The 26,930-nt window shown below is 65.3% G+C and carries 25 protein-coding genes; 22 read left to right on the plus strand and 3 right to left on the minus strand.

Translation table 11 applies throughout. From position 1 onward, the window contains the following. Positions 1–154: 154 nt before the first annotated feature. From ACT86A_RS26165 to ACT86A_RS26180, 4 genes are all read left to right on the plus strand, one after another. Positions 155–1,084 carry an AraC family transcriptional regulator gene (locus tag ACT86A_RS26165; RefSeq protein ID WP_445094883.1) on the plus strand — a complete coding sequence of 310 codons (930 nt, stop codon included), beginning with the start codon at positions 155–157 and terminating at the stop codon, positions 1,082–1,084. A gap of 578 nt (positions 1,085–1,662) precedes the next feature. Beyond that, positions 1,663–2,691 carry a phosphotriesterase family protein gene (locus tag ACT86A_RS26170; protein ID WP_445094884.1) on the plus strand — a complete coding sequence of 343 codons (1,029 nt, stop codon included), beginning with the start codon at positions 1,663–1,665 and terminating at the stop codon, positions 2,689–2,691. Positions 2,692–2,743: 52 nt separating this feature from the next. After that, positions 2,744–4,288 (plus strand): fatty acyl-CoA synthetase, encoded by a 1,545-nt coding sequence (locus ACT86A_RS26175; RefSeq protein WP_445094885.1) that lies wholly within the window; start codon positions 2,744–2,746, stop codon positions 4,286–4,288. Between the two features lie 78 nt (positions 4,289–4,366). After that, a complete protein-coding gene (locus ACT86A_RS26180; protein WP_445094886.1) occupies positions 4,367–5,878 on the plus strand; it encodes an FAD-dependent monooxygenase in 1,512 nt (503 codons plus the stop codon). A gap of 145 nt (positions 5,879–6,023) precedes the next feature. Here the strand turns inward: ACT86A_RS26180 and ACT86A_RS26185 are convergent, their stop codons facing one another. Further along, positions 6,024–6,449 carry a MarR family winged helix-turn-helix transcriptional regulator gene (locus tag ACT86A_RS26185; RefSeq protein ID WP_445094887.1) on the minus strand — a complete coding sequence of 142 codons (426 nt, stop codon included), beginning with the start codon at positions 6,447–6,449 and terminating at the stop codon, positions 6,024–6,026. A 61-nt stretch (positions 6,450–6,510) separates the two neighbouring features. Between ACT86A_RS26185 and ACT86A_RS26190 the strand changes: the two genes are divergently transcribed. Together ACT86A_RS26190 and ACT86A_RS26195 are read left to right on the plus strand one after the other, a co-directional pair. Then, a complete protein-coding gene (locus ACT86A_RS26190; protein ID WP_445094888.1) occupies positions 6,511–7,413 on the plus strand; it encodes an LLM class flavin-dependent oxidoreductase in 903 nt (300 codons plus the stop codon). A 507-nt stretch (positions 7,414–7,920) separates the two neighbouring features. Beyond that, positions 7,921–10,032, plus strand: a complete 2,112-nt coding sequence (locus tag ACT86A_RS26195) for an Ig-like domain-containing protein (RefSeq protein WP_445094889.1) — start codon at positions 7,921–7,923, stop codon at positions 10,030–10,032. A 376-nt stretch (positions 10,033–10,408) separates the two neighbouring features. On the opposite strand, the gene ACT86A_RS26200 is transcribed toward ACT86A_RS26195, so the two are convergent. After that, positions 10,409–11,380: an NAD(P)-dependent alcohol dehydrogenase gene (locus ACT86A_RS26200; protein ID WP_445094890.1), complete on the minus strand. Its 972-nt coding sequence runs from the start codon at positions 11,378–11,380 to the stop codon at positions 10,409–10,411. A 363-nt stretch (positions 11,381–11,743) separates the two neighbouring features. On the opposite strand from ACT86A_RS26200, the gene ACT86A_RS26205 reads away from it, so the two are divergent. From ACT86A_RS26205 to ACT86A_RS26265, 13 genes are all read left to right on the plus strand, one after another. Further along, the gene (locus ACT86A_RS26205) at positions 11,744–12,721 is read left to right on the plus strand and encodes an acyl-CoA desaturase (RefSeq protein WP_445094891.1); all 978 of its coding nucleotides are present in this window, start codon (positions 11,744–11,746) and stop codon (positions 12,719–12,721) included. An 18-nt stretch (positions 12,722–12,739) separates the two neighbouring features. Continuing rightward, a complete protein-coding gene (locus tag ACT86A_RS26210; protein WP_445094906.1) occupies positions 12,740–12,991 on the plus strand; it encodes an acyl carrier protein in 252 nt (83 codons plus the stop codon). 2 nt (positions 12,992–12,993) lie between these two features. Then, complete coding sequence (locus ACT86A_RS26215) at positions 12,994–13,896, plus strand: class I SAM-dependent methyltransferase (protein WP_445094892.1); 903 nt, start codon at positions 12,994–12,996, stop codon at positions 13,894–13,896. Next, the gene (locus ACT86A_RS26220; protein ID WP_445094893.1) at positions 13,893–15,152 is read left to right on the plus strand and encodes a cytochrome P450; all 1,260 of its coding nucleotides are present in this window, start codon (positions 13,893–13,895) and stop codon (positions 15,150–15,152) included. The genes ACT86A_RS26215 and ACT86A_RS26220 overlap by 4 nt, the downstream gene beginning before the upstream one ends. 10 nt (positions 15,153–15,162) lie before the next feature. Next, the gene (locus ACT86A_RS26225) at positions 15,163–16,887 is read left to right on the plus strand and encodes a fatty acyl-AMP ligase (RefSeq protein WP_445094894.1); all 1,725 of its coding nucleotides are present in this window, start codon (positions 15,163–15,165) and stop codon (positions 16,885–16,887) included. 4 nt (positions 16,888–16,891) lie between these two features. Next, positions 16,892–17,338 (plus strand): PaaI family thioesterase, encoded by a 447-nt coding sequence (locus tag ACT86A_RS26230; RefSeq protein WP_445094895.1) that lies wholly within the window; start codon positions 16,892–16,894, stop codon positions 17,336–17,338. A 16-nt stretch (positions 17,339–17,354) separates the two neighbouring features. Next, entirely contained in the window at positions 17,355–18,563 is a 1,209-nt protein-coding gene (locus ACT86A_RS26235) for a cytochrome P450 (RefSeq protein WP_445094896.1), read from the plus strand. Positions 18,564–18,591: 28 nt separating this feature from the next. Continuing rightward, entirely contained in the window at positions 18,592–19,416 is an 825-nt protein-coding gene (locus ACT86A_RS26240) for an alpha/beta fold hydrolase (RefSeq protein ID WP_445094897.1), read from the plus strand. 430 nt (positions 19,417–19,846) lie between these two features. After that, positions 19,847–20,863, plus strand: a complete 1,017-nt coding sequence (locus ACT86A_RS26245; protein WP_445094898.1) for a hypothetical protein — start codon at positions 19,847–19,849, stop codon at positions 20,861–20,863. Beyond that, positions 20,848–21,678, plus strand: a complete 831-nt coding sequence (locus tag ACT86A_RS26250) for a hypothetical protein (RefSeq protein WP_445094899.1) — start codon at positions 20,848–20,850, stop codon at positions 21,676–21,678. Before ACT86A_RS26245 ends, ACT86A_RS26250 begins: the two co-directional genes overlap by 16 nt. Positions 21,679–21,680: 2 nt before the next feature. Beyond that, complete coding sequence (locus ACT86A_RS26255; RefSeq protein WP_445094900.1) at positions 21,681–22,166, plus strand: hypothetical protein; 486 nt, start codon at positions 21,681–21,683, stop codon at positions 22,164–22,166. A gap of 80 nt (positions 22,167–22,246) precedes the next feature. Further along, the gene (locus ACT86A_RS26260) at positions 22,247–23,926 is read left to right on the plus strand and encodes an asparagine synthetase B family protein (protein WP_445094901.1); all 1,680 of its coding nucleotides are present in this window, start codon (positions 22,247–22,249) and stop codon (positions 23,924–23,926) included. A 42-nt stretch (positions 23,927–23,968) separates the two neighbouring features. Next, a complete protein-coding gene (locus tag ACT86A_RS26265) occupies positions 23,969–24,700 on the plus strand; it encodes a hypothetical protein (RefSeq protein WP_445094902.1) in 732 nt (243 codons plus the stop codon). A 267-nt stretch (positions 24,701–24,967) separates the two neighbouring features. On the opposite strand, the gene ACT86A_RS26270 is transcribed toward ACT86A_RS26265, so the two are convergent. Beyond that, the gene (locus ACT86A_RS26270; RefSeq protein ID WP_445094903.1) at positions 24,968–25,318 is read right to left on the minus strand and encodes a MerR family transcriptional regulator; all 351 of its coding nucleotides are present in this window, start codon (positions 25,316–25,318) and stop codon (positions 24,968–24,970) included. A 145-nt stretch (positions 25,319–25,463) separates the two neighbouring features. On the opposite strand from ACT86A_RS26270, the gene ACT86A_RS26275 reads away from it, so the two are divergent. From ACT86A_RS26275 to ACT86A_RS26285, 3 genes are all read left to right on the plus strand, one after another. Beyond that, positions 25,464–25,883, plus strand: coding sequence for an Hsp20/alpha crystallin family protein (locus tag ACT86A_RS26275; RefSeq protein ID WP_445094907.1), 420 nt, complete (start codon positions 25,464–25,466; stop codon positions 25,881–25,883). Positions 25,884–25,912: 29 nt separating this feature from the next. Then, positions 25,913–26,143: a hypothetical protein gene (locus tag ACT86A_RS26280; RefSeq protein ID WP_445094904.1), complete on the plus strand. Its 231-nt coding sequence runs from the start codon at positions 25,913–25,915 to the stop codon at positions 26,141–26,143. 331 nt (positions 26,144–26,474) lie between these two features. Beyond that, positions 26,475–26,843, plus strand: a complete 369-nt coding sequence (locus ACT86A_RS26285; RefSeq protein WP_445094905.1) for an Rv3202a family protein — start codon at positions 26,475–26,477, stop codon at positions 26,841–26,843. Positions 26,844–26,930: the final 87 nt, after the last annotated feature.

Here is a 26,930-nt window from a genome sequence, read left to right on the forward strand (position 1 = left end):
ATCCTGTAAGCGGCAGCTGGAGGTTGGTTGTTCGTAGATGGCATTATGTGCGATGTAGTGACGCGCTTCACCGGGAGGTCCAGTGCCGACGACACCCGACTCGGACAACGATCGAGTAGACCTCGAGAGCCGGTACCCCAGCTCTGCTTTCCGCGTGACGACACGGGATCCCGTCGAACTGACGGCGGCATTGGGGCAGGTGTTCGATCAATCGGTAGTCAAACCTCCTGCCGGAGGGGCGCAAGTGTCCGTATGTTTTCGTGAGTACGCAATGTCCGGCATGTGGCTCGCTCGACTCTCTATATCGAGGGCAACAATGTGGTTGCCGGAAAACCCCTGCTACACGGTCTGCATTTCGACCGTCGGAGACGCGAGATCATCGGTGGGCGGACAGACCGTGGTGACCCGGGGAAATCAGTGCATCGTGGCGTCGGCGGGAAGCGCTGCGGAAGTGGAGTACCTTTCCGATCGGTGCAACGTTATTCAGATACGTTTCGATCGTGCTGCCCTGCAGAACGAATTATCACACATTCTCGGACGCTCGGTGTCGACCCCGCTGACCTTCGATCTGTCGCCGGATCTGAATGTCCTCGGGCCATTTCAGTCCACCTTGAGGCTTCTCGAGGAGGAAGTCGGCAATCCGAGGATCCTCGCCCGGAAGCCTATTGCCGAGCAATTGTATCGTTTGTTGGCCAGCAGCCTCATCCACTCGGCTCCTCATAATTACAGCGCCGAAATCGCGTCGCCCACCGGCTTTACCGGACCACGAGCAATCCGCACCGCTATCGAACTCCTGGAAGCGGACCCACTCGGATTCACCACTGTCGGCGACATCGCGAAGGCGGTCTCGCTCAGCGTGCGTGCCCTCGAGGAGGGGTTCAACCGGCACGTCGGCACGACACCCATGCAGTACCGGAGGCGAGTGCGCTTGGAGCGCGCCCGCCGGCAACTGCTCGACGCGGACGCCGAGGACATCACAGCTACCTCGGTGGCATCGAGATGGGGGTATGGCAACTACGGCAGATTCGCCGCGGAGTACCGCAGAGAATTCGGCAGTACTCCATTCGAGGACCTCCAACGATGACGGTTCGACGGTCGCCGGCCGACGGGGTCTCGAATCCACTTCGGCATCACCGTTTGTGGACCGGCTACGGGCAAGCCCGCGCCTCGATGAGGACAATATCTACCGATCGCCCCTCAGCGGTGTAGGACGATTCCGGGGCTATTCGGTTTCCGCGCCGAGTTGAACCGCGGACCGTTGCAGCGCACCGTTCCTGCTGTGGTCATTGCGAAGTTGCTCGGTATGCACTCATCCGAGCAGCGATCGATGAACAGCACCTTCACCGCCTTCACCGAATAAGCAACGGCCGTTCCATCACTGTGACGGCATTGAAGCACGAGTCGGCGTGTCGAGGCCGCACCCCTGGCGGATTCGTGCCGGAATTCCGGCCGGATCGACACCGCACGGACTGCTCGATGAACAGCGCGCAGCGACCGAGGTGCCGCGATTTTCGGCTGTGACCCGGCCCACGCATGTCGCTAACTTTGAGCGCACGGCTGCACCATCGGCCCTATTGCACACGCGGTAGCGCTGCGGCGCCGAGATATTTGGAAGAAGTCGGCGGCACACGATTCGCCGAGCCACCCCGCTAGGAGATGGATATGACCAAGATTCCCACCGCACGTGGTGACGAGATCGACTCCAGTGAACTGGGTTTCACCTTGATCACGGAGTGTGTGGTCGGCCCTCGGACGATGGAAGTCGAGCTGAACTGGCCCGATCACTCCTTTACTTCTGTCCCAGTGGAACAGCGTATCGCCGAGACCGTCAAGCAGCTGGAACACGCGAAGGATGCCGGAGTCGACACGATCAGCGACCGCACGATTCCCGGCGCCGGGCGAGATGTCCGACTCCTGAAGCGGATCGCGGAGCAGACCCGGATCAATATCATCGTGCCGACCGGGTGGTACACGTGGACCGATGCTCCGCACCCTTTCATGATCATGGACATGCTTCCGGAGACCGCGTCGACGTCCTGGCCTTCGTTGGCTGACTACTTCGTCCGTGACGTCGAGGAGGGGATTCTCGACACCGGCGTTCGCGCTGGAACCATCAAGATCACCAGCGACCACCACGGGCTGATGGACGGCGTGAAACTCGTGATGCGGGCCGCCGCCGAGGCGCACCGGCGTACCGGCGTACCGCTGGTGACCCATACCGGCATCGGACTCGGCATTCGCGTCGCCAAGGACCAGCAGGATTACCTCGAGCAGCTCGGCGTCGACGTCAGCCGCGTCAACTTCGGGCACGTCGACTGGACCGACCCTTCGGTCGATCTGGACGAGTTCGAACAGGTCCTGAGCAAGGGATCGTTCCTGTCCTTCGATACCGCGGGGCTGGACTACCAGTGGCCCACGGACCATGCCGCCGCGATCCGGCGCACGCGCATCGAGCGCATCACCGGCCTGATCGAGCGGGGGTACCTCGAGCAGATCATGATCTCCCAGGACGACTCCACCTACCATGACCTGAACCCCATGCCGGAACGCGAGCACCCCACGTTCACCACCGTGTCCCGCCGCATCATCCCCGAGCTGAAGGCCGCCGGCGTGACCGATGAGCAGATCACGCAGATCACCGTCGCGAACCCCCGCCGACTGCTCGAGACGCGCGACCGTGGCAGGTACTGAGTCCACGGCCCCGGTCACGCGCATATCTGATTGAGATTAGAGAGAATTCCCGATGTCCCCTGATCCCCGATCCCAAACCGTCGACGGGCTCATCCGGCGAGCTGCGGCTCGCTCTCCGAAGACGGACGCCCTCATGTTCGAGGATGAAACCTGGACTTATCACCAGCTCGACTTGCTCGTCGACCTGCTCGCGACTCGCCTGCTCGACGTCGGACTCGAGCGCGGAGACCGAGTTGCGGCGTATGGAGGAAATTCGGCATCGTACGTTCTGCTCTTTCTGGCCTGTTCGCGCGTGGGTCTGGTTCATGTGCCGATCAACAATGCGCTGACCGAGCATGAACTCGAATACATGCTCGAGGACTCCGGCGCCTCCTGTGTCGTCAGCGACCCGGAGTTGGTGCCGCGCGTCGAAAAGGCTGTTGCAGACCGGGCCGTAGGGGTACTCGAATTTTCCACGGGCGACAACGGGATCGTGCCCAGCTGGAAATCGGAGTGCATTCGCCCGCCCAAGGTGCACAGCCCCGCTACCGGCACTGACCTCGCGCAGCTTCTGTACACCTCCGGGACTACTTCGCGGCCCAAGGGCGCGATGATGACCCACGGGGCGCTGATCAGTGAGTACGTCTCGTCCGTTGTCGCGCTCGACTTCGACAGTACCGATCGCCCCCTGGTGTGTATGCCGCTGTATCACTCGGCGGGAATGCACATCTTCACCATGCCTCACCTGATGCTCGGCGCGACGGTGCAGATCATGCGGAAGCCCGAAATCGGTGCGATTCTGCAGCGAATCGAACAGGAGCGCATCACCTCGCTCTTCCTGGCACCGACGGTGTGGGTCCCGTTGTCGCACCATCCGGACCTCGAGACACGGGACCTGTCCTCGCTTCGCAAGGCGCAATACGGCGCATCGATCATGCCGACGCCGGTGCTGGAGAAGCTTCGCCGTTCGCTTCCGGGCGTCGGCTTCTACAATTGTTTCGGGCAGTCCGAGATCGGGCCCCTCGCTGCGGTTCTGCGTCCCGAGGAGCATGATGCCCGGCCGGCGTCGTGTGGTCGTCCCGTGCTTTTCGTGGAGACCCGGGTCGTCGACGAGGCCGGTGCGGACGTGGCACCGGGCGAAGCCGGCGAGATCATCTACCGGTCGCCGCAGTTGTGCAACGGATACTGGAGCAAGCCCGACGCTACTGACAAAGCTTTCGCCGACGGCTGGTTCCACTCCGGAGATCTCGTCGTGAAAGACGAAGACGGGTACTTGACTGTCGTCGACCGCCTGTCGGACGTCATCAACACCGGCGGCGTGATGGTGGCGCCCCGGGAGATAGAAGAGGCACTCTACGAGCACCCTGCGACCGCCGAGGTCGCCGTGGTGGGCCTGCCCGACGATCGCTGGATCGAGGCCGTGACCGCCTTTGTCGTCCTGAAGGACGGACACCGTGATCTCACCGCCGGCGAATTGATCGATCACGCCAAAGCCCGGCTCGCACCGTTCAAGGTGCCCAAGTCGATCCGGTTCGTGGACTCCCTGCCCCGGAATCAGAGCGGCAAACTCCTCAAGCGGGAACTACGAGATGTCTCCCCGCACAGACCTGTTTCGTGATGTTCGCCGTGTCCCGATGCTCATCGCGGCCGACGACGGCACCCGCCCATCAATTCTCGACGACCTGAAGGACAACGCATGACTAGAATCGCTATTGCCGGTGCCGGACCAGTCGGCCTGATGGTCGCCAGAGAACTACAGATGCACGGCATCTCGACGATCCTGATCGAGGCCGCCACAGAGCGGTCTTCGCATTCGAAGGCGTTGGGCATCCACGCCCGCACCATCGAAATTCTGAAGATGCGCGGACTCGCCGATGACATGCTGGAAAACGGCATCCGGCTTCCCCGGCATCACTTCGCCATGCTCGGGAACAGTATCGACTACTCGCGGCTGCCCAGCCCCTTTCCCTTCGTCCTGGCCTACCCTCAGGTCGGGACCGAAAAGACCCTCGAGGCAGCCGCGCTGGAATCCGGCGCCGAACTGCGTCGCGGACACCGCGTTGTCGGTCTCAGCCAGTCTCCGACCGCAGTGTCCGTCGAGATCGAAGGACCAGACGGTCGCTATACCGAAACCGTCGACTACCTCGTGGGCTGCGACGGGGGACGCAGCGTGGTGCGTGAAACTACGGGAATCGACTTCCCGGGGTCCGAGGTCACCATGTGGTCGTTCCTCGGCGAGGTCTTCCTCGACTCGCCGCCGGAACGAGGATTTGCGCGCCACAGCGCACAGGGTGCAGTATTCGTAGCACCGGTCCCCGGTGGGTTCTATCGGGTCGCCGGCGTCGATCTCGCGAGACAGAACCCGGACGGCCCACTCGAACTCGACGAGTTCCGTGAGACCGTGATTCGCACGGCCGGAAGCGATTTCGGGATGCGTGACCCGGTCTGGCTCTCTCGTTTCGGGGACGCGTTTCGACTGGCGACCGCTTACCGAAACGGTAGGGTCTTCCTCGCCGGAGACTCGGCGCACATCCACTACCCCGCAGGTGGAGTCGGGCTCAACATCGGTCTCCAGGACGCACTCAATCTCGGGTGGCGACTGGGGCTGGTGGCCTCCGGACGAGCTGACGAAGCCCTCCTGGACGGCTACCACGCCGACCGTCACCCGGTCGGCGAGGCGCTCATGACCACCAGCCAAGCTCAGACTGCGGTGATAAAGGCATTCGCCCCTGGCGATCAAGGCCTTCGTACACTCACCGACGAGCTGATCGGATCGGTGCCGGAATACAACTATGAACTGGCACTGCGCCTTTCGGGGCTCGCGGTGCGTTATCATGTTCCAGCTAGCGAGCACCCCCTTGCCGGGACGCGCGCCTTGGACGTACAGCTGGCCGACACCGATGGCGCCACCCTGTTCGATCAGTTCAATACCCCTCGATTCGTCCTTCTGCACCGTGACGACCTTCCCGTCGGCGAGATCGACGGTGTCCACGCTGTCACGGTGAAACAAGCAGACCTTGCCGCCATCGGATGGTCGGACGTGACCGCCGTGCTGATCCGGCCGGATGGCTATGTCGGCTGGGCAACCGAAGGCAGCGACCCGGGGGCCATCACCCAAGAGGCTGCCGAAGCGCTGGCGAGGACTCTGCGCCCGAACTCGGCAGAACTCGAACACGAGCCCGCCGAGCATTCGCTGACCGCCGGCTGACCCGCTCGACACCCATCCACCACTCTTCGGCCTGGCAAGATCGAGGTTCGAGATTTCGCAGAGCCGCTGAAGCACTCGCCGGACGCAACCCTCGATGATTCCTGGCCGCGGTACCGAGCCGAGTAGATCACCGTGTCTCCGACACTCAGTGTGTGAGCGTGCGCAGCGTGTCGATCAGCTCAGGACCGCGTGCGCCCAGCGGCGCGAGGAATCTGGCCTCGGTCTCGGCCCGGACCCGCTCGGCCGTGGCCAGCCGTGCCCGCCCGTCCGCGGTCAGTTCGACGATGTTCTTGCGCCGATCCTCGGCGCTGCGGCGGCGGGCGAGCAGACCCTTACGTTCAAGGGTGTCGGTGAATTGGGTCATGGTGGTGCGGTCGATACCGAGGCGCTGGGCTACCGCCAGCTGTGACTGCGGGGTGTCGGTCGCGTCCAGTAGGACCAGGACGGCGAGTTCGCGGCTGTCGATTCCCAAGGGCTGCAGGGCTGTTCCGATTTCCTCGGCCAACCGTTGGTAGGCGTGTTTGAGCAGGTAGCCGAGGCGGGAGCGGAGCACATCGTCGGACGCAGCCATGACGCGGATTCTACCGCTATACTGATCGTCAGATTGACTGATGATCAGTATGATTGCTGGAATGGTGGATATCAGATTCGGTGTGAAGACCACGCCGATGCGTGTCGGCTACGACGACATCCTGCGCGTCTGGGAGGAGGCCGACAGCTTGCCCGAAATCGCGGACGCGTGGCTGTGGGATCACCTGCTCCCGCTCGCGGGACCCCCGAACGGGCCGGTGCTCGAGGGCTGGACATTGCTGGCGGCACTGGCCGCACGCACCCACAGGCTGCGGCTGGGACTGCTGGTGACCAGCAACCGGATTCGCGAACCTGCGGTGCTCGGCAAGATCGCGAGCACGGTCGACGCCATCTCCGGTGGCAGGCTCATCATGGGCCTCGGTGTTGGCGGCACCCGCCAACCAGCCGATACCAGTGGGATCGCCGGGCCGAATCCGGCCGAGGCCGAGTATGCCGCCTACGGACTGCCGATGGTCTCGCCCGGCGAAGGCTTGGCACGCCTGGCCGAGACCATCGAGATTCTCGAACGAATGTGGAGCGAAGCGGAATTCGACTTCCACGGCCGCTACTACACGTTGTATGGCAATCGCAACGAACCCAAACCGGCCACGCGCCCGCCGTTGCTGATCGGCGGCTGGGGTGATCGCACGCTGCGACTCGCGGCCGCGCACGCCGACCTGTGGAACATTCCCGGCCCGCCGCACAACAGCGTGGAGTTCCTCATCGAACGCTCGGCGGTGCTGGACGGACACTGCGCCACGCTCGGCCGGAATCCGCAGGAGATCACCCGTTCGGTGCAGTACATCGTCGACTACGACGACCCGGCGGGCGCCCGCGGCACTGTCCTGGACCTGATCGGGGCAGGTTTCACCCATATCGTGCTGAGCCTGCGCGCGCCCTATCCCGACAAAGCCGCGACCTGGCTGGCCGAGAACGTCGTCACTCCGGTACACGACCGGCTCTGAGGCGGGTCCGTGCCAGGCGAGGAAAGGCGGTGTGGGTCAGTGGGATCGATCATGCAAGAGCCGTCGCCCTGCCATCGTCGGCCGGGCCAGACCCAACCGACGTTGTCGGACGCTCAGTTCGAGCCGTGGCGGCTTGCCATCCACCCAAGCGGCAGCCATCTGCTCCGGGGCGCTGACCAGCCGCCGCCTGAGTTCGGGCGGAAACGGCACTTTCTCGCACCTCCTGGAACTGCAAACGGCAAGTTGCCGAGCGTACCGGCATGCGCCGCCGCTTCGGCCACTGAACGCGGCGGGATGCCCTGGCAGTCTGCCGGATAGCTCAACCATGGACGGCATCAACGCATCGGCGCCTGGGCCTGCCCGAAGCTGATATCGTTGAAGGTGCTTCCTTCGCATGCGGACACCGAGTCGAAGATGTGTACGGATGTCTCGGGTTCCAGTGCCCCGTACGGATGTTCGTGACGCTCGCGGTTCGGCGGTCACACGATAACCGGCTGAGGAGATTCGATGCACACTACTGCTGGTGACGATAACAGTGCGTCGGATTCGGTCGCGCACTCGGTACAAGCGATATTCAATCTCGCGGATCGCGATAAAGGGCAAGGTCCGTTCCCGTCCAACCGGTTCACTGTCCACGACAACGAGCAAAACACCCGGCGCAGAGTCGATCTCCCGAAGCCGGAATGTGCTTTACGCCCGTCCGATTGCGTGGACATCGACGTGATCAACACGTTGGACGGGTTCAACATCACTCCGCGGATATCAATCCCATTCGATGGCGAGATCGACCTTTCGACGGTGAGCAGCGAAACGGTGTTCCTGCGGAAGCTCGGAAGCACGCTCTCCAGCCAAGGTTCCGGGAGCCGAATCGTCGGAATCAACCAAATCGAGTGGGACATCGCGACAACCACACTGCACGTCACGGCCGACGACGCGCTTGACCAACACACACGGTATGCCCTCTTCGTGACGGCTGGCGTCCGAGACCACAATGGCAAGCCCATCCGCTCCGAGTCGTTCGAGCGCTTCCGGCACGATGTGAACTTCGGTCAGTCCGGTGACTCGGGCCTAGCGGACTACCGCAAGGAGCTCCTCGACGCTCTGAAAGCCCTCGAAAATTCGGATACGAAGCCGAAGGACGTCGTTGTCGCCAGCGTCTTCACAACCCGTTCGGTCACCACGGAGCTCGAGAAGATCCGCGATCAGGTCAACGACGCAGTCGCGCCGGTCGCTTTCGACGTGACGACCTTCCCACTCGACTCCGTCACGAACATCACTTTCAAACTCCAAACGGGCACGGCGCCGACTTTTGCGCAGCCCATTTCGTTGATGAACCTACTTCAGAGCACACCGGGGATCGGGACGATCGGCTTCGGCAAGTACGTTTCACCCGATTACCGCAACAACGATCGAGTGATCCCGCCGACGAAAACGAAGTCGGGGGCGCCGACAGCGTTCGGGTCGAACGAGATCACGTTCGACTTGTACCTGCCCTCGGGAGCCAAGCCGTCGGGCGGATGGCCCGTCGCGATCGCCGGCCATGGCGCCGCCGGCCACAAACAGAACTCGACACCCGTCACGATCGCAGCAACTCTCGCCTCGAAGGGCATCGCGACCATCGCCATCAACGGTCCCGGGAATGGTGGTGGCCCACTCAGCGAGCTGACCGTCACGCGCAGCGACGGCAGCACGGCCACGATCCTGTCCGGCGGGCGCGGGCAGGACACGAACGGGGACGGTGTCATCGCGCCGGGCGAAGGCGCCAGCGCCGCGTTCTTCCCGATCCGTGACCGCGACCGAGTCCGCCAGACCGCCGTCGACCTCCTGCAGCTCGTCCGCGTGATCGGAACTCTCGACGATGTCGACGCGTCGCGCATCTATTACGTCGGGCAGTCCCTTGGCGGCCTGTATGGCACCGTCTTCGTTGCGGTCGAGCCGAGGGTTCGTGCGGCCGTCCTCAACGTCACGTTCCCGTTTTTGGGCACATTGCTGTCGCCCACGAGAGGCCGCCCCGCCGCCGGCGCCGCACTCGCCGCACGCACGCCGTCGCTGATCAACTCGCCCGGCATAGCGAGCATCGACGGCGTCGCCGTCGGCGGTTCACCGGCGAATTACTTCAACGAGAACCTGCCGTTGCGCGACCAGCCGCCGGTCACCAACACGATCGCCGGGGCCATAGCGATTCAGGAGGTCTTCGACCACACCGAATGGGTGCAGCAATCCGGGGGCGCGTTCGCCTATGCGGCGCGTCTGAGCGATAGGCCGATCCTGCTTCAAGTCGCCAAAGGCGACCAGCAGGCGCCCAACCCGCTATCCACGGCAGTGATCAGGGCCGGTGACTTCGCGGAGACCACGACCTTCTATCGCCACGACCTCGCCGTGGCACGCAACCCAGGGCTGCCCAAGGATCCCCACGACTTCCTGAACCAGACGCTCGGCTCGACCGCCGGCGGTCTGCCCGGCGGAGCCCAAGGGTCCATTGCTCGTGCCGCCCAACAGCAGATCGCGGACTTCCTCGCTTCGGACGGCCAGATAATCACCGATCCCGACGGCCCGGACACGCTCTTCGAGGTGCCGATCCCACTGCCGCTTCCGGAAACCACTTCGTTCATCGCTTGACCGTCTTGAACGTGTCCGGGCCCAGCCCAGCCGTTGGGTAGTGTGCCCACCGGTCAGCGTCGTTGGGCCGGCAATGCGAGCAACACATGGCAGCGATGGCCTGGATCTTCCGGGTACTCTGACGAACCTGTCCGCTGCCCGCCGAGCCGGCTAGCTGTCGACTCCAGAACCGTTGAGCGCGAGGGCGATCAGTCGATCCCCGCGCTCGGCCCCCGGCGTGTTCGCGGGTCCAGGCGGCGGCCTTGATGAGGGTGACGATGTCCGGAGTCGTGAGTACCGGGCACCACCCGTGCCAGGCGGGAAGCCTGCCCGTAGTTGAGGATCCCGGCACGCGGACACTGGTCCACGGCCCAACCAGGCAAGGTTCCGGTGACCGTCAGATCGTGATGACGACCTTGGCGCTGGCGTGTTCGGCTTCCAGGTAGTTGATAGCGGCGGCGACCTGGCTCAACGGGTAGGTGCGGTCGATCACCGGAGTGAGTTTGCCGGATTCGGCGAGCTCGGCGAGCGCGGTCAGATTCGCCTGGGACGGCTCTGCCTGCAGGACATCCACCCAGTGCACGAAACGTGCACACACCATGCCCGCGATCATCAGCGCCATCGGCCCGACGATCGAACCACCGCGATACACCCCGCCACCGGAGAGGACCAGCTTTCCTGCCGGTGCCAGCACCTGCCGCAGCCCGGCCATCGAATGATTGCCGACCAGATCGAGGATCAGGTCGTAACGCTCAGTGCCACAAGTGAAGTCGGCAATCGTGTAGTCGATGATATGGTCCGCGCCAACCGTGCGCACCAGCTCGGCATTCCTCGTGCTGCACACGCCGGTCACCTCCGCGCCGAATGCCTTCGCGATCTGGACGGCGAAGGTGCCGACGCCGCCGGACGCACCGTTGATCAGCACTCGTTGCCCCGCCTCGAGCTGCCCGAGATCCCGCAATCCCATGAGCGCGGTGTTGCCCGCCAAGGGAATCGCGGCTGCCTGCTCGAAGGTTGAACCGGCGGGTTTGCGCGCCACCACATTCTCCGCAGCGGTCAGATACTCCGCGAAGGCGCCGTCGGCCTCACCGAAGACCTCGTCATCGACCGCGAGCCCCGTGACATTTCGCCCCACAGCGGCGACTCGCCCGGCGAAATCGCGGCCGCGGATCCGCACCCGAGGCCCGCGCCACCCCATCATCGGCCGCGCCAGATACGGATCCCCCCGCATCACATGCCAGTCCAGCGCATTGACCGCAGCCGCATGTACCCGGATCAGCACCTCGTCGTCGCCGGGCACCGGCGTGTCGACCTCCCCGAATTCGAGCGCCTCCGTTGATCCGTACCGCTGCTGCGTGATCGCCTTCATCGCGTTCTCCGTCCGTGTCACCCGCCGACGCCGAAACGATAGGTCACCATCCGGTCGGCAAACATCCGGGAAAACCCCGAGACAACACCGGTCGAAAGAGTCGTCGGGGCTCGGGACGTCCTGTCCGTCCCGCGCCGGTCGTGACAGTTCCGGCAGCGAAGGACGTCGAGCGGGCCGGTTGTCGAGTGTCAGCTGAACGCCGCTGAAGTTCGGGTGAGCGACACCTCCAGTCGGGTGCGATCAGCGATTCCGATCTTGCGATCGGCAGCTTCCGATTCCCCGATGATCATCGCGACGCCGCGATTACGGTGGAGAAGTCCCGCTGGCGAAATCGGGTTTCCGATCGATGAGGGTATTCGAGTGATGGCCGAACAAAGTGATTCGAGCGGCGAGAAGGCAGAACCGCGCAGAAAGACGATCAGCAGTCCCTATATTCATCGGCTGCAGCGCCGGCATTTTCTGCTCTTCGATATTCTGCCGATTGTCGGCACAGCGGGAGCATTCGCGTTTCTCACGGTACACCCGTTCGGTGTGACCGAATTCGTGCTGCTGTTCTCGATGTGGCTGGTCACCGGGCTGGGGGTGACCGTCGGCTATCACCGATTGTTCACCCATCGCACGTTCAGCGCGGTGCCGTGGGTCGCCGGAGTGCTGGCGGTCCTCGGCTCGATGGCCGGACAGGGCGGCGTGGTGTCCTGGGTCGCGCTGCACCGGCGGCATCACGAGTACAGCGATCGAGAAGGGGATCCGCACTCGCCGAACCTTTCCGGCGGCGGCCTGCTCGGTACGTTACGCGGTCTGGCACACTCGCATTTCCTGTGGATGCGCCGTCATGAGTACCCGAATGTCGTGCACTACGCCCCTGACCTCATCAAGGATCGCGCTCTCGTGCGGATCGCCCGTTTGTACTACTACTGGGTGGCGCTCGGACTGTTCATCCCCATGGTGATCGGCGGGCTGGTGTCCCTGAGCTGGAGCGGGGCAGTGAGCGGTCTGCTGTGGGGCGGCCTGGTTCGGATTTTCGTGCTCGAGCACATCGTCTGGGCGATCAATTCGTTCCTGCACATGTTCGGCACGCGCAGCTACGTCTCTCGGGAGAACAGTCACAATAGTGGATTGTTCGCCTTGGTGACATTGGGTGAGTCGTGGCACAACAATCATCACGCGTTCCCCGAGTCGCCGTCTTTCGGCTTGGATTGGTATCGGTTGGATCCCGGTTTCTGGCTCATCAAATTTCTCGAGATATGCGGCCTGGCTTCGGATCTGAAGATACCCTCCACAACGCGGATAGCCGCCAAACGCATCTCCGGAAAATCTGGACCAGTCGGTAACGCAGCGTGAGGAATTGTCAACGTGGATATGAGTAGAGAAGCCATTGTCCTCTGGTGCAGGGAATACCTCGGAAGTCTGCTCGAAATTCCGGCGGAAGCGGTGGATCCCGCCGCGGACTTCGACCGGTTGGGCGTGGACTCGGCTCTCGCGGTCGCGTTGCTGATCGAGGTGGAGCAGCGCTACGGCGTGGACCTGGCGCCGGAAGATCTCTTCGAGAACCCGAATATCAACGCTGTGGCCACCTATCTGCATGAGCAAAGCAACCGGAGCGTGGCGTAGCCGTGAACGCGACGACCGGCGCCGATCGGGCCGCTGCGGCGGCGGCCGCGATCCGCCACCACTACGACGCGGGCAACGACTTCTATCGACTCTGGCTCGACCCGTCACTGAGCTACTCCTGCGCGCTGCGCGAGAACGGCGACGACACACTGGAAGTGGCTCAGGAACGAAAGTTGCGGTCCCATCTGGACGCTGTCGGCGCAGGCAACGCGGCCGCAGTGCTGGACATCGGCTGCGGGTGGGGTGCGATCCTGCAACGGCTGTCGCGGCAGTGCGGGGTGGCGCGGTCGGTCGGGCTGACCCTCAGCGCCGAGCAGGCCGAGTTCGTGCGGTCGAGTGATCTACCGGGCGTCGAGGTGCGGCTGGAGAACTGGGTGCACTACGAGCCGGACGTTCGTTTCGACGGGATCATCTCGATCGGAGCCTTCGAACATTTCGCCCGCCCCGATGACTCGCCGGCCGAAAAGATCCGGGTGTACCGCGAGTTCTTCACCCGCTGCCGCAGCTGGCTCAACGACGGCGGCATGCTGTCGCTACAGACGATCGTCTACGCCGATATGCGCCGCGAGGACGCGAGCGCGTTCATGCAACAGGAAATCTTCCCGGACGCGGACCTGCCTACGCTCGCCGAGATCGCGGCCGCTGCCGAAGGCCTCTTCGAGATCCGCTCCCTCACCAACGGGCGTCTCGATTACGCGTGGACCTGTGAAGAGTGGGCCCGCAGACTGCGGGCAACCCGTGCGGAAGCCGCCGGGATCGTCGGCGAGGAGGTGGTCGCCCGCTACGAGCGTTACCTCAAGCTTTCGGCGCTCGGCTTCCGGATGGGCAAGATCGGCCTGCTACGGCTCGTGCTCGCACCATACGGCGACCGGCTGTTCGCCAGGCCGGGAGTGCGGGCCGGATGACAATGCAAACAGACGATCACGAAAGCCCGACTCGGACACGAGTCCGGTTCAATCCGTTCAGCGCGGAATTCCGCCGCGACCCTTATCCGCTCTACCGGCAGCTTCGTGAGGCCCAGCCGGTGCACAAGACGCTGGGCATGTGGGTGATCACCCGGCATCGCGATGCACGCGGTGTCCTGCACGACCGCTCGTTCAGTGCGGGACTGATTCCGCGGCTGGTCGGCGAGCAGGCCGGGCGATTCGGGCAGCACGATGTCACGCGCATCGAGCGGCTGGGCCGGAAGTCGTTGGTATTCACCGACAATCCGGATCATGCGCGACTGCGCGGACTCGTGAACCGGGTGTTCACCGCTCGGGCGGTCGCGGACCTTCGGCCCCTGGTCGCACGAGCGGCCGAGAATCTCATGCGGCCGGCCTGGGACGCGGGCGGCTTGGATGTGATCACCGATCTTGCCGCTCCCCTGCCGGTGGCGGTGCTCGGTGAGTGGATGGGCCTGTCCGCCGATCTGCGCGAGAGGGTCGGCCCTTGGACGCATGACATCCGGTTCCTGCTGGAGCCAGGGCTGATGAAATCCGAGGACTTCACGCGGGTATGCGCGGTGGTCGAGCAGTTCGCCGCGGCCTTGGCAGTGGTGCTCGCCGAGCGCCGCTCCCGCCCGGGAGCCGACCTGATCAGCCGGCTGCTCGCCGCGCGAACGACAGGCGGCGACACGCTGAGCGATGAGGAGCTGATCTTCGTCTGCATCATGTGCTTCGTCGCGGGCAACGAGACCACCAAATCCTTGATCGGCAACGGTGTGCTGGCACTGCTGCGCCATCCGGACCAGGGCACACTGCTGCGGAGCCAGCCGAAGCCGGCCAGGGCCGCGGTCATCGAGGCGCTGCGCTACGACTGCCCACTCCAAATGACCAAGCGCGTGGCCACCCGGGATTGCGAGATCGGCGGGAAGCGAATCTCGGCCGGCGATCAGATCCTGGTGTGCCTCGGCGCCGCCAACCGCGACCCCGCCGTGTTCGACCGGCCCGACGAATTCGACCTGACTCGCGCCCCCGGCGACCATCTCGCATTCGGCCACGGCATGCATGGTTGCCTGGGTGGGCTGCTCGCCGAACTGCAGGCGGAGGTCGCGTTCGACTACCTGTACCGGCACTCGCAGGGTGTGGCGTCATCGGACGGCGAACTCGAATGGCAGGACCACAGCTTCATCGTCCGCGGACTGAAACACCTGCCGGTGACACTCGGGAGCGTCCGATGACGGATCCGACATGACGCACACTGCACTGCTACCCGACATCCTCCAGCGCCGCGCCGCGGGCGAGCCCAACCGGACCGCCTACGTGTTCTTGGACGAAAATGGTGTGGAGGCTGCCGCACTGACCTACCGCGAACTGCACGAGCGGTCGATGGCCGTGGCCCAGGAACTCGTCTCCCGGTGCGCGCCGGGTGACCGCGCGCTGCTGGTGTTCCCGCAGAGCCTGGATTTCGTCGTCGCGTACTTCGGCTGTCTCTACGCCCGCGTCATCGCGGTGCCGGTGAATCCGCCGCGCCACAAGAAGGTGCAGGACGCGACGCGAGCCATCGCCGCCGACTGCCGTCCCATCGCGGTGCTGACGCTGGGGGCGATGATCGAGACGCTGAGTCCGGTGCTGGAGCCGGTCTGCCCGGTCCGGCACTGGCTGGCCGTAGACGATGTCCCGCCCGCGGGGACGGACGCCACGCCCCCGACCGCCGACCTCGACTCCGTCGCGTTCCTTCAGTACACGTCCGGTTCCACCGCGGTTCCCAAAGGCGTGATGGTCACGCATCGGAACACGATGGCGAACGAGGAGATGATCCGGAGGGCGTTCGGCCATGACCGGGACTCCACGGTGGTCGGCTGGGCGCCCTTCTTCCACGACCAGGGCCTGATCGGCAACGTGCTGCAGCCGCTGTATGTGGGGGCGACCAGCATCCTCATGTCGCCGATGACATTCATCCGCCGACCACTGCTGTGGCTGGAAACCATCTCGCGATATCGCGCGCATACCAGTGGCGGCCCCAACTTCGCCTTCGACGCCTGCGTCGCGCGCGCGGTCGCGGGACAGCTGCCGGAACTGGATCTGAGTAGCTGGAAGGTGGCGTTCAACGGAGCCGAGCCGATCCGCGCCGAGACACTGACCCGATTCGCGGAAATCTTCGCACCGTATGGGTTCGACGCGCGGGCGCTGTATCCGTGCTATGGCCTCGCCGAGGCGACTCTCCTGGTCACGGGCAGCCGAAAAGGACATGGTCCGGTGACGCTCGACATGAATCCCCGAGCGCTCGGGGACGGGAATTACGCCGGTGGCGCCACGGACCGGGCCCGCACCCGAGCCGGGTCGGGGCGCGTTCTTCCGAACGAAGAACTGCGCATCGTGGATCCCGAAACCGGGCAGGTCTGCCCGCCGGACCGGATCGGAGAGATCTGGGTGTCGGGAGACCATGTCGCACAGGGTTATTGGGAAAAGCCCGAAGCGTCCGCCGATACCTTTCAGGCGCGGTGCGCCGATGATCCGGCACGAACCTACCTCCGCACCGGCGACCTCGGTGTGCTGGTGGACGGCGAATTATTCGTGGTGGGGCGGCTCACGGACGTGATCATCATTCGCGGCCGGAACTATTACCCCCACGACATCGAACACACCGTCCAGGCCGCGCATCCCGCACTGCGAGCCGGCGGCGGCGCGGCATTCTCGGTGCCCGGGCACGGCGGCGAGAAACTCGTTGTGGTGCAAGAGATCAAGCGCGAGCACCCGCCCGAGGCCGACGTCATGGACATCATCGGTGCGATCAGGGCGGCGGTCGTGCAGGAGCACGAAATCGCCCTCGGCGCGGTGGTGCTGACCCCGGCAGGCCAGGTGCAGAAGACCAGCAGCGGCAAGGTCATGCGAGCGGCGGCCCGGAAACGGTATCTGGCGGATGGATTCGCGGTCTGGTCGACGCGCACGGAAACCGAGCGAGCGAGGAGCTGAGCGCATGCAGAGCAGGCAAGCGGCGAACCCCGATTTCGAAGCGGCCGTGACGGGCGCGGTGCTGAGCATGCCCGCCGCCGGGCTCCTGGGTTTCACATTCGGCCGAGTGGCTCCCGGCGAAGCCGAGATCATCCAGCCGTATCGCAAGGAACTCACCCAGCACGACGGGTTCTTCCAGGGCGGGGTGCTCGGCACTCTGGCGGATATCGCTGCCGGCTCCGCGGCGGGCACCCTGCTGCAACCGGGATGGGTGAACATGACGATCGACTACACGGTGAAGATCCTCGCCCCGGCGAAAGGCCCGCGGGTCGTCGCGCGTGGCCGGGTGATCAAGCCCGCCGCGCTCCTCACAATCGCGGCCGCGGACGTCTTCTCGGTCGACGACGACCACGAAACACTGTGTGCCACAGCGCTGGTCACCATGCGCAACGTGCGAATATCCACCTCGTGACCTGGGAGCAGCGACCATGACCACCGACGCGTTCGTATTCGACCCATTCACCGCGGGCTTCGCCGAGGACCCCTACCCCGCTTATGCCCGGCTGCGTGCCGCCGCACCCGTCCATGAACATCCGCTCGGCTTCTGGATCGTGTCGAAGTACGAGGATGTCGCCGGGCTGCAGCGCTCGGCGCAGTCCGTCGACGAGCAGCAGTTGACCCAACTGCCGTCTTGGAAAACCGACAACAGCAGGCTCGGCAAGGAGAACCGCATGATGAGCGGACTGTCCATGCTGGACCGGGATCCGCCCGATCACACCCGGCTGCGGCGCCTGGTCGCGAAGGCGTTCACACCCCGAGCGATCGAAGCGTTGCAGCCGAGGATCGAGGTGCTCGTCGACGCCGCCCTCGACCGCATCGCCGAGGCGCGCAGCGCGGATGTCGTGGCGGAACTGGCGTTTCCCGTGCCGTTCGCGGTCATCTCGGAGATGCTGGGCGTGCCGGTGGTGGAGCACACCCGGCTGCGCGAACTCACCGCGATATTGGTGCTGGCGCTGGAACCCCTTCCCGATCCGGTTCTCCAGGCCAAGGTGCGCTCGGCCAACGAGGAACTGTTCGCGATGGTCGGCGAACTGGTCCGCTGGAAGCGTGCCGCTCCTGCCGACGACCTGCTGACCAGGATCATCACCGCGGAGCACGAGGGCGATGTCGCGAGCGAAGACGAGTTGGTCGCTCAGGTGATGCTGCTCTACATCGCGGGCCACGAGACGACCGTGAATCATCTCGCGGGCGGAATTCTCGCCCTACTGCGCCATCCCGACCAGGCACGACGGCTGCGGAAGGACCAGGGTCTGGCCGACAACGCCGTCGCGGAACTGCTCCGATACGACACTCCGGTGCAACTGATGCGCCGGATCACCATCGAGCCCATAGCGATCGGCGGATCGGTGATCGCGCCGGGCAATTTGGTGCTGGCCTGCGTCGGGGCCGCCAATCGTGATCCGGATTTCTGGGGCGCGGACGTCGACGAGCTGCGCCTGGACCGGCCGAATGCACAGCAGAACCTCGCGTTCGGTGCGGGCATCCACCACTGCCTGGGCGCTGCGCTGGTCCGGCTCGAGGCACGAGTCGCGTTCTCGCGCTTCGTGGAGCGGTTTCCCGACGCCACCATCGAGAACCTGCGCTGGAACGGCCGGATCAATGTGCGTGGCCCCGCGGAACTGTCGATCGCGGTGTAGCGCACAGATACTCGGACGGAGCCCATTCATGCAGACACTGACAGTCGACGGCGTGCCGATCGCTTACACCGACACGGGAGCTCCGGCGGGCCGCCCGAAGGCAGCCACCGTGCTGTTCGGTCACGGACTGCTGTTCGGCGGCTGGATGTTCCAGCCGCAGATCGAGATCCTGCGCGAGCACTACCGCTGCATCACGATCGACTGGCGCGGACAGGGCGCGACCCCGGCAACTACCGGCGGCTACGACATGGACACCCTCACCGGCGACGCCGTCGCCATGATCCGGCAGCTCGACATCGCTCCGGTGCACTGGGTCGGTCTGTCCATGGGCGGCTTCGTCGGGCAGCGCGTAGCGGCTCGTCACGGCGAGCTGCTGCGCTCACTGACATTGCTGGACAGCAGCGCCGAGCCCGAAGATCCCAGCAAAATCGGCGAGTACAAACGGCTGGCCCTGGCCCTGCGATTATTCGGAGCGAAACCGATCCTCGGCAAAATCCAACCGCACCTGTTCGGTTCCGGCTTCCTCGCCGACCACGCCGGCCAACCCATTATCGAGCAGTGGGCCACTCGCCTTCGGCGCTGCGATCGCACGGCCGTGCGCAAGGCGGTCCTCGGTGTTGCCGACCGTGCTTCGGTGGAGCGGGAGATCACCGCCATCACGATCCCGACGCTCGTCGCCGTCGGCACCGACGACACCGCGACCCCGCCCGCGCGGTCCGAGCGCATCGCCGAGTTGATCCCGGCCGCACGGCTGCACACCATCTCCGACTGCGGCCACACAAGCAGCTTGGAACAGCCGACGGTGGTCACCGCACTGCTGCAAGAGTTCCTCGCGACCGTAGGCCGTTCCTGACCTCACCATTGCGTCCGGCGCATAGCGCACGTCTCAGGAGCGTTGTAACGTCCCCGCCTTTGTCGCAGGATTCGAGAGCCTTGGCCGTCTTACCGAGGGCCTGTCTCGGTACGCGTCTGCCGACGGTCGCGATCACGACTGCGGGGATCCGTTCCGTTAGGCTCCTGTCTTCGCGCACCGCGCCGGCATCCACGTCGGTCGTCCCATCAGGGGCGGGGGGTGAAAGCATATGTGTGACCGGGCCGGCCACCCCACACGTTCGAGCCGGTGGTTGTGGTGACGACATGGCATAGCCTGGTGAGCTCCACGGCCGCGAGCGACCAGTCGCGGCCTTGCTCGTCGACGAACAGTGGATGATAAGAACACGGCGGTTCGGCGAGCCCACGGATCTCGGGGTCGCGGAAGCCGGGAAAATCGGGGACGATGAGTCGTGATCTGCCCGCACTGCAACACGAACCTGCTGCGCAAGGAACGCAGCGGTCGTCGATGCTCGAAGTGTCGGCGGGAGTTCGCGCTCGAGCCGAAGGAGAGCCCGTTCGGGCTGCACGATATCCGGATCCGAACGCTGGCTGAGCGGCTCGGTGACGGTCGGGATCTGCGCTACACGCTGACGCAGCTCTGGTACGCGGCCGGACGCAAGAGAATTCCGGATTTGTACCGGGTGTTCCGGCGCGTTCGCATCGGGATATCGGTTGCCATCGTGGTGATCACCTTCTTCACGGCCGTGAGCGGCGTGCTCCCGGCGGCCCCCGTGATCGGTGCTGCCGTTGTCGCCATGGTGCTTGCACACGTAGCCCTGCGGGCGGCCCGGCCGCAGTTCGAGCGTGCGGCCACCATCCGAATGCCGGTTCCGTACAACACCTTCCGCAAGGAGCTGATCGGTCGATGGACACCGATCTACGGTGGTCTGCCACCGGGTGCGGTGGACGAGGGCAAGGTTCGGCTGCCAGTGGTGGACCGGCCGCGATTCGCGGTGCTGTGCCAGGACCGCGGCGTGCTCGCCTGCCTCGCGGTGAACAATGTGCCGCATACCTGGGACATGGCGCTGTCCGACCGCATCGAACAGCTACCACCGGCGGTTCCGGTGCTCGTGCTGCACGACGCCAACCCGCCCGGCATCGTCCTGGCAGGACAGGCCCGCGCCGCGCTCGGCACCCGGGCCGTGGCGGTGGGTCTGCGGCCGCGCGCGGTCTCGACCAACGAGTCTGCGCTGCGGTTGCGCGAGCCTCGGCCGACGGAGGCCGACGCCGCGCTCCTGCGTCGGGAGCCATTGTCGGCCGACGAGATCGAGTGGCTCGCCGATGGGTGGTGGTCGCCACTAGCGGCGATTGCGCCCGCGAAGCTACTGGCGGTGCTGGCCCGCGCGGTCGAGCGGGTAGAGGAGACGGCCGATCCGGAGCACAGTCGCGCCCGCCAGGTAGGTTTTCTCACGTGGCCGACGGGGTGAACAGGCGTATGCTCGACCGGCTGCTGCGTGTTGCCGCCGAGCGTGCCGGGGCACCGAGCGGCATTCGGTTCACCGAGCGCCAACTCTATTACGAAGTCTGCCGCATCCTGTCACCGCTGCATCGCATGCCGCGGCAGCTCGAGTTCACCCTGGCCGCGCCCGTGAGCTTCGCTGCCTTCGAAGCCGCTCTGCACCATCGCGAAGAGATTCCCGGTCTGCTGTCTCCGGTCGCAGCGCGGGGTGCGCCCGCCGGTCGGTATACGCCCGAGCCGGACCTGTTCGATTACGGCCTACCACGGCTATTGGTCTCCGAGTCGGACGGAATCGCACAGATGTTGCGCGCCAATGGGGTGCAGATGGAGTCGGCCTGTCCGGTGCTGAGCGTGGCCGAACTTCCGCTCGATCCTCGGGTCGCGGGCATGCTCGCCAGAGTCGAGCAGGCCACCATCTACCTGCTCCATGATGCGAGCGCGGAGGGACTCACCTTTCCTACGCGGCTGCCTGGACTCACCGACATTCCCGACGGAGTGCGAGTGGTACCACTAGGGCTGCGACCGCGGCAAGCGGCCGCGCTGCACCTGACCCACCTGCGCGGCTCGGCACCGACCAGCCTCGCGGCACAGCTCGATCCGTGGGAACGTGCGTGGCTGGGTCGCGGACGATTCGTCGAGGTCGAGGCGGTACGGCCGGCATCACTGCTGCGCACCGTACACCGCCTCGTTCGTGAAGTGCGTTCTTCCAGAACGGCTTTGTTGCAGTTGCGCCGGGTGCGCGCGGCGGGCTTCCTGACCTGGCCCACACATGAAAGGGGGTAGCTGTGCCGGAGCATCGGCAGATCGCCTACACCGATGAGTTGCTCGCAGACGGTTCGGTGCACCGGCGCTACACCGACGGCCGTCAGGAGTGGCGCACCCGTGACCAGCAAGGCGTCGTGTCGTGGCGTGACGACGGCGGATTCTCCGGCACCGATGAGCCGCTCGGCACGAAGCTCGTCAAACGCACGTACGGCAACGGTACGGTCGTCTACGGTCGGGAAGCCGGTTTCGGCCGCACGCTGTGGAGTGACGGCAGACTGACCGTCAATCGCTCCTCGTTCGGTGGCCGGCTCGGCGGCATCCTGGCCGCGGTGGCCGGCGGCGCGCTGCTCACCGGATTGGTCATGCCGCCGAGTTCGCTGACCGCTATGGAGGAGGAAGAGCTCCGCCGACAAGCGACCGCGCAGTCGTCCGATTACAGCGGCTCCGGCGGCGAGTACGGCGGCTGGGACGGCGACGTCGGAGACGACGGCGACGATTTCGGCTGAGGGAAAAGATGACTCGGTGGTGTGCATTCCTGACTTGGGACGACCCGGCGGGACAGGTTCGGACGGTCGGTGGTCACCCGGTGTCGGTAACCGGTCGTCATGCCTTGGGGTTCCTCGACGCGCCTGGCGTCGCGGCCGGTCCTTTCCGCTTGCCGGGAGCCGGGTCTCAGCCGCAGGACGGTGAACTGACCGCGGTGGGTGAGGTCACCCTCTTCAATGCGGTCGAACTGCGTGCTCGACTCGGTGCGGACGCGCCGTCGCCGGACTGCGACGATGGTGAACTGCTGCTGCACTCCTACGCCCGCTTCGGCCTCGATGGGATTGCCGCCGCGGATGGCATGTTCGCGGTAGCGATCGCCGATGGCACCGATCTCGTCCTGATCCGCGATCACGTCGGTGCGCGCACCCTGTTCCACGCCCGGGCCGGCGCCGGGTGGGCCGCGTCGACCTCATTGCGGGCATTGCAGCGTTGGCCTGTACTGCGGACCGGGCTGCATCTGCCCGCGGTTCGGTCTTTCCTTTCCTTCGCCTATCTGCCGGGGCGCGAGACGTTGCTACGCGGCATCCATGAAGTACTGCCCGGGCGGTGTGTGCGGCTGCACGCAGACGGGGGCATGAGCGAGGAAACCTACTGGGAGCCGATCGAAGTCGATGACCCGCAGTCGGCCGCCGAGCATGCGCTCGCCTTGCGCGCACTGCTGGAGGACGCCGTCGCGCGGCGATTGCCCGCCGGTGCGCCGGTCGGGGTGCTGCTGTCCGGCGGCATCGACAGTAGTCTGGTCACCGCCCTCGCCGCCAAGCGGCACGACCAGACCGTGCGGTCCTACTCGATCAGCTTCGGCGGGACCACGCCGAACGAACTCGCCTACGCCGGGCTTGTTGCCGCGCACTGCCATACCGAGCACCGGGTGCTCACGGTGCCCGGCGAGACGGTTGCGTCGCGGTTGGCGCAGACAGTGTCGCTGTTGGACTGCCCGGTCGGTGATCCGCTGACCGTGCCCAATCTGATGCTCGCCGAAGCCGTCGCCGCGGACGGCATTCGGGTGGTCCTCAATGGTGAGGGCGGCGACCCGGTGTTCGGCGGTCCGAAGAACCTGCCGATGCTGATCTTCGAGCTGTCCCGCGACGATCCGGATCCGGACGCCAGAGCTCTGGCCTATCTGGACAGCTACCGCAAGTGTTACGGCGACCTGCCGGTCCTGCTGAGCCCTGAGGTGAACGCCGCGCTCGCGGACGCGCCGCCGCTGACCGACCTGCTCGCGCCTTACCTGCGCCAAGGGCGGATGACCAGCCTGCTCAATCAGTTGCTGCATACGAACCTGCGCACCAAGGGCGCCCATCATATCCTCAGCAAAGTCGAACGGCTCACCTCGGCAAGCGGATTGGAGGGGCGGGCGCCGCTGTTCGACCGCGCCGTGATCGATTACGCCTTCCGGGTTCCGCCGAGGTTCAAGCTGGCGGGAACCTCCGAAAAGTGGATTCTCAAACAGGCTGTGCGAGACCTGCTTCCGGCAACGATCGTCGATCGCCCGAAGAGCGGAATGCGGGTACCGGTGCAGCAGTGGCTCGCCGGTCCGCTACGAGAACTCGGCCACGACTTGCTGCTCGGGAAATCCGCTCGGGCGCGCGGCTTGTTCCGGGAGGACATCATCCGGACCTGGTTGCGCGGCGACGGGGCGCTGCTGCCGCGGCAGGGCGGCAAGTTGTGGCTGGTCCTGTCCCTGGAGCTTTGGCTGCGCTCCTTCGACGTGGGTCCCTGACCCACCGTTGTTCGCGATTGAGTAGCAAGGAGTTTGCACCGAATGTCGGATCCACTCAAGAACAGCGCCGACGATGAGAACGAGGTCCATGGCTTGGCCGAGTTCCAGGATGCTGGACGCAATGTCGTCACGCCCGTGGCGCAGTTCCCGGCGGAGGTCGCATCGGTGGTCGTCCAAGCGTTCGCCGAGATCGTCCGAAACGCGAAGTCCAGCCGCGCAGCGACCACCCCCGACGCCGACGGCATCGTCCGCGCACAGACCTTCGAAGAAGGTGACGTCTACATGATCGAGACCCCCTTCGACGGCTTCTTCGCCGACCGCTACATCATGGATTTCTACAACGCCGAAGAACGCGGCATCTGCTCGCGAATGCACCTGCACACCGGCCTCCGTTTCGTCCGCATGATGACCGGCCCAGGCACGCACATCCGCGTAGGCAGCCTCTCGCCGTTCGAAGTGACCAATGTCGTCGGCGTAACTCCGTTCGTGCCCAGCGAATTCGAGGACGAGCTGCCCGACACCCCACCCGGCCTGCGCCGGACCAGGTACAACCTGATCGTCCCGCCCTGCTCCTTCGTCGACATGCAGATCCCCCGCGGCGTAAGCCACCAGTTCAACGCCATCGGTCCCCACGCCGTCATCGATTCCGTCCACCCCGAGGAATCCATCGAGGTCTTCCGCGAACAGATGTCCGGGTTCAGAATGATGGCCCAAACCGTCTTCCTGGCACACGAACTCCCGGACGCCACCACCTGCACCGCGCTCGCCGACTGAATCGGGGTACGGCGGGGAGAGTGTGCGGGTGCACGGGTTCGGGGAGTGCATGGGCATGAGCGAGACCCTGTGCCAGCATGGTGATCTCGGCGCGCAGGTCGGTGGCGATGGCCTCGGTGCAGGCGAGGGTGATCTGGTGCTGGCGCTGGATGTGTTCGAGTTGGCGCAAGGTGGCCAGGTCGCGGGCGATATCGTGGATCGCCGGGTCGATCCGTTCGAGCACCGCGGTGTCGGTGGCGGGCTCGCCGATCGGCGGGGGTGTGCTGGTCATGGTGTGTCGCGGAGCCGGTCGCGTTCGGCGGTGAGTGCGGCGTTGGAATGGCGTAGTGCGGTGTTGGTGTCTTCGAGGTCAAGGATCCGTGCGATGGCGGCGAGGTTGATCCCTTGGCCGGCCAGCGCGGCGATGCGCGCCAACCGGGCGAGATCGTCGTCGCTGTAGCGGCGGGTCCCTCCCGCGCTGCGAGCCGGGGTGACCAGCCCGTGCTGCTCGTACAGGCGCAGCGAATGCGCCCCCATCCCGGCGAGTTCGGCGGCCACCGAGATCCCGTACACCGCTTGCCCCGGGCCCGGCCGGTGATCCTCACCCGGGCCGGACGGGGGGTCGTGTCGATCCAGCATCTGCTCTCTCTTTCTCGATGCCACCAGATTACCTCAGCACGATACTTGCACTCTCCTCGCTAGAGTGCTAAAACAAATCTCAGCCAGATGACAGAGGTTATCTGAGCATCACCGAGAGAGAATGGAGTGAGTGGAGGTGGCGACCATGCTGATGCGCACCGATCCGTTCCGGGATCTGGATCGCCTGACCCAGCAGATGTTCGGCACATCGGCCCGTCCAGCAGTCATGCCGATGGACGCCTGGCGCGAGGACGACGACTTCTACGTCGAACTCGACCTGCCCGGCATCGACCCCGAATCCCTGGATCTGGACATCGAACGCAACGTGGTGACCGTCAAAGCGTCACGCCCGCAACTGGACCCGGACCGGTCGATGCTCGCCGCCGAACGCACCCGCGGCGTGTTCTCCCGCCAACTGTTCCTCGGGGAGAACCTCGACACCGACGCGATCCGCGCGGACTACCGCGACGGGGTGTTGCGCCTGGTGATCCCGGTCGCGGAGAAGGCCAAGCCCCGCAAGATCGAGATCACCCGCCACGACGAGCGCCAGGCGATCAACGCCTGACCCGGGTCACGTCACGGGAGGGTCCTGTGATGGTGTGCGCGACCGGTCACGCTGCGCCCGAGGCCGCCGAGGAAGTGTCGCGGCTGGATGCCCGGCTGCTGGGGCTCGATCCCGATCTCGAGGAGTTGTTCGCCGAGATCGACGAGGTCCTGTGCGAGGGATGGGACCGGTGGAGGTACCCGCCACGGCGCGAGCCTCGGATGCCCTGGCCACGGCCGGGCGCGCGCCAGCGGCTCGGTGCGGTATCCGATGGTGAGTGAGAGTGAGGTGATGCCTGTCGAAGACAACGAAGACCACACGAAACGTTCTCGCACAGAAGTGTTCTCGCGACGATCCGGGTCGGCGACCTGAGCCCGGCGCCTGCATACCGGCACCAGTGCGTCAGGACAGCCTTGTCCAGCGCGTGCACAGCCACTTGTATGGCATCAGCAGGGCAGGCACGGCTCGCAGCCCCCCTTAGCGGGAGCATCGCAGAAGTTCCGTGTTCAGATTCCTTCCGTCGACGGGTGGGCCCGGACAGCTCGGGTCTTCCGGGCTCACCCGACCTTTCGCCGAATCGGCCACTCGATGACATTCCAGGAGGGAACCGCCGTGACCAACACCTGGACCATCACCCCGGCAGGCAGCGACTTCGACCGCGCCGGACAAAACGTTCCCGTCCGCGACAGCGACCGCGACATCGGATTGGACACCACCACGCTGCACCCGCTGGCCGAAGCGGTGCGCGCCGCGTTCGACACTGCCGAACTCACCGACCGTATCGACCAAGCCTGGATCACCCCACTGGACCTCGATGACGACTACGACTTCAGCTCGCGCAGATTCCGGGGCCCGGCGACCGGCTGGATCACCCGACTGGATCTCGCCGACGACTACGACCGCGACACCGCCGAGGAATACAGCGTCGGCCGCTCCACCATCCACCGCATCATCAGCAGCCCCGCCCCACCCCGGATCTGACGCCCACCACCTCCACACAGCCTGAACCGATCACTACATCATCGCCGCAGGTCCAGCCATAGGTGTTGTTTTCCGCGCGACTACTAC

The sequence above is a fragment of the Nocardia glycosmidis genome, assembly GCF_052545115.1.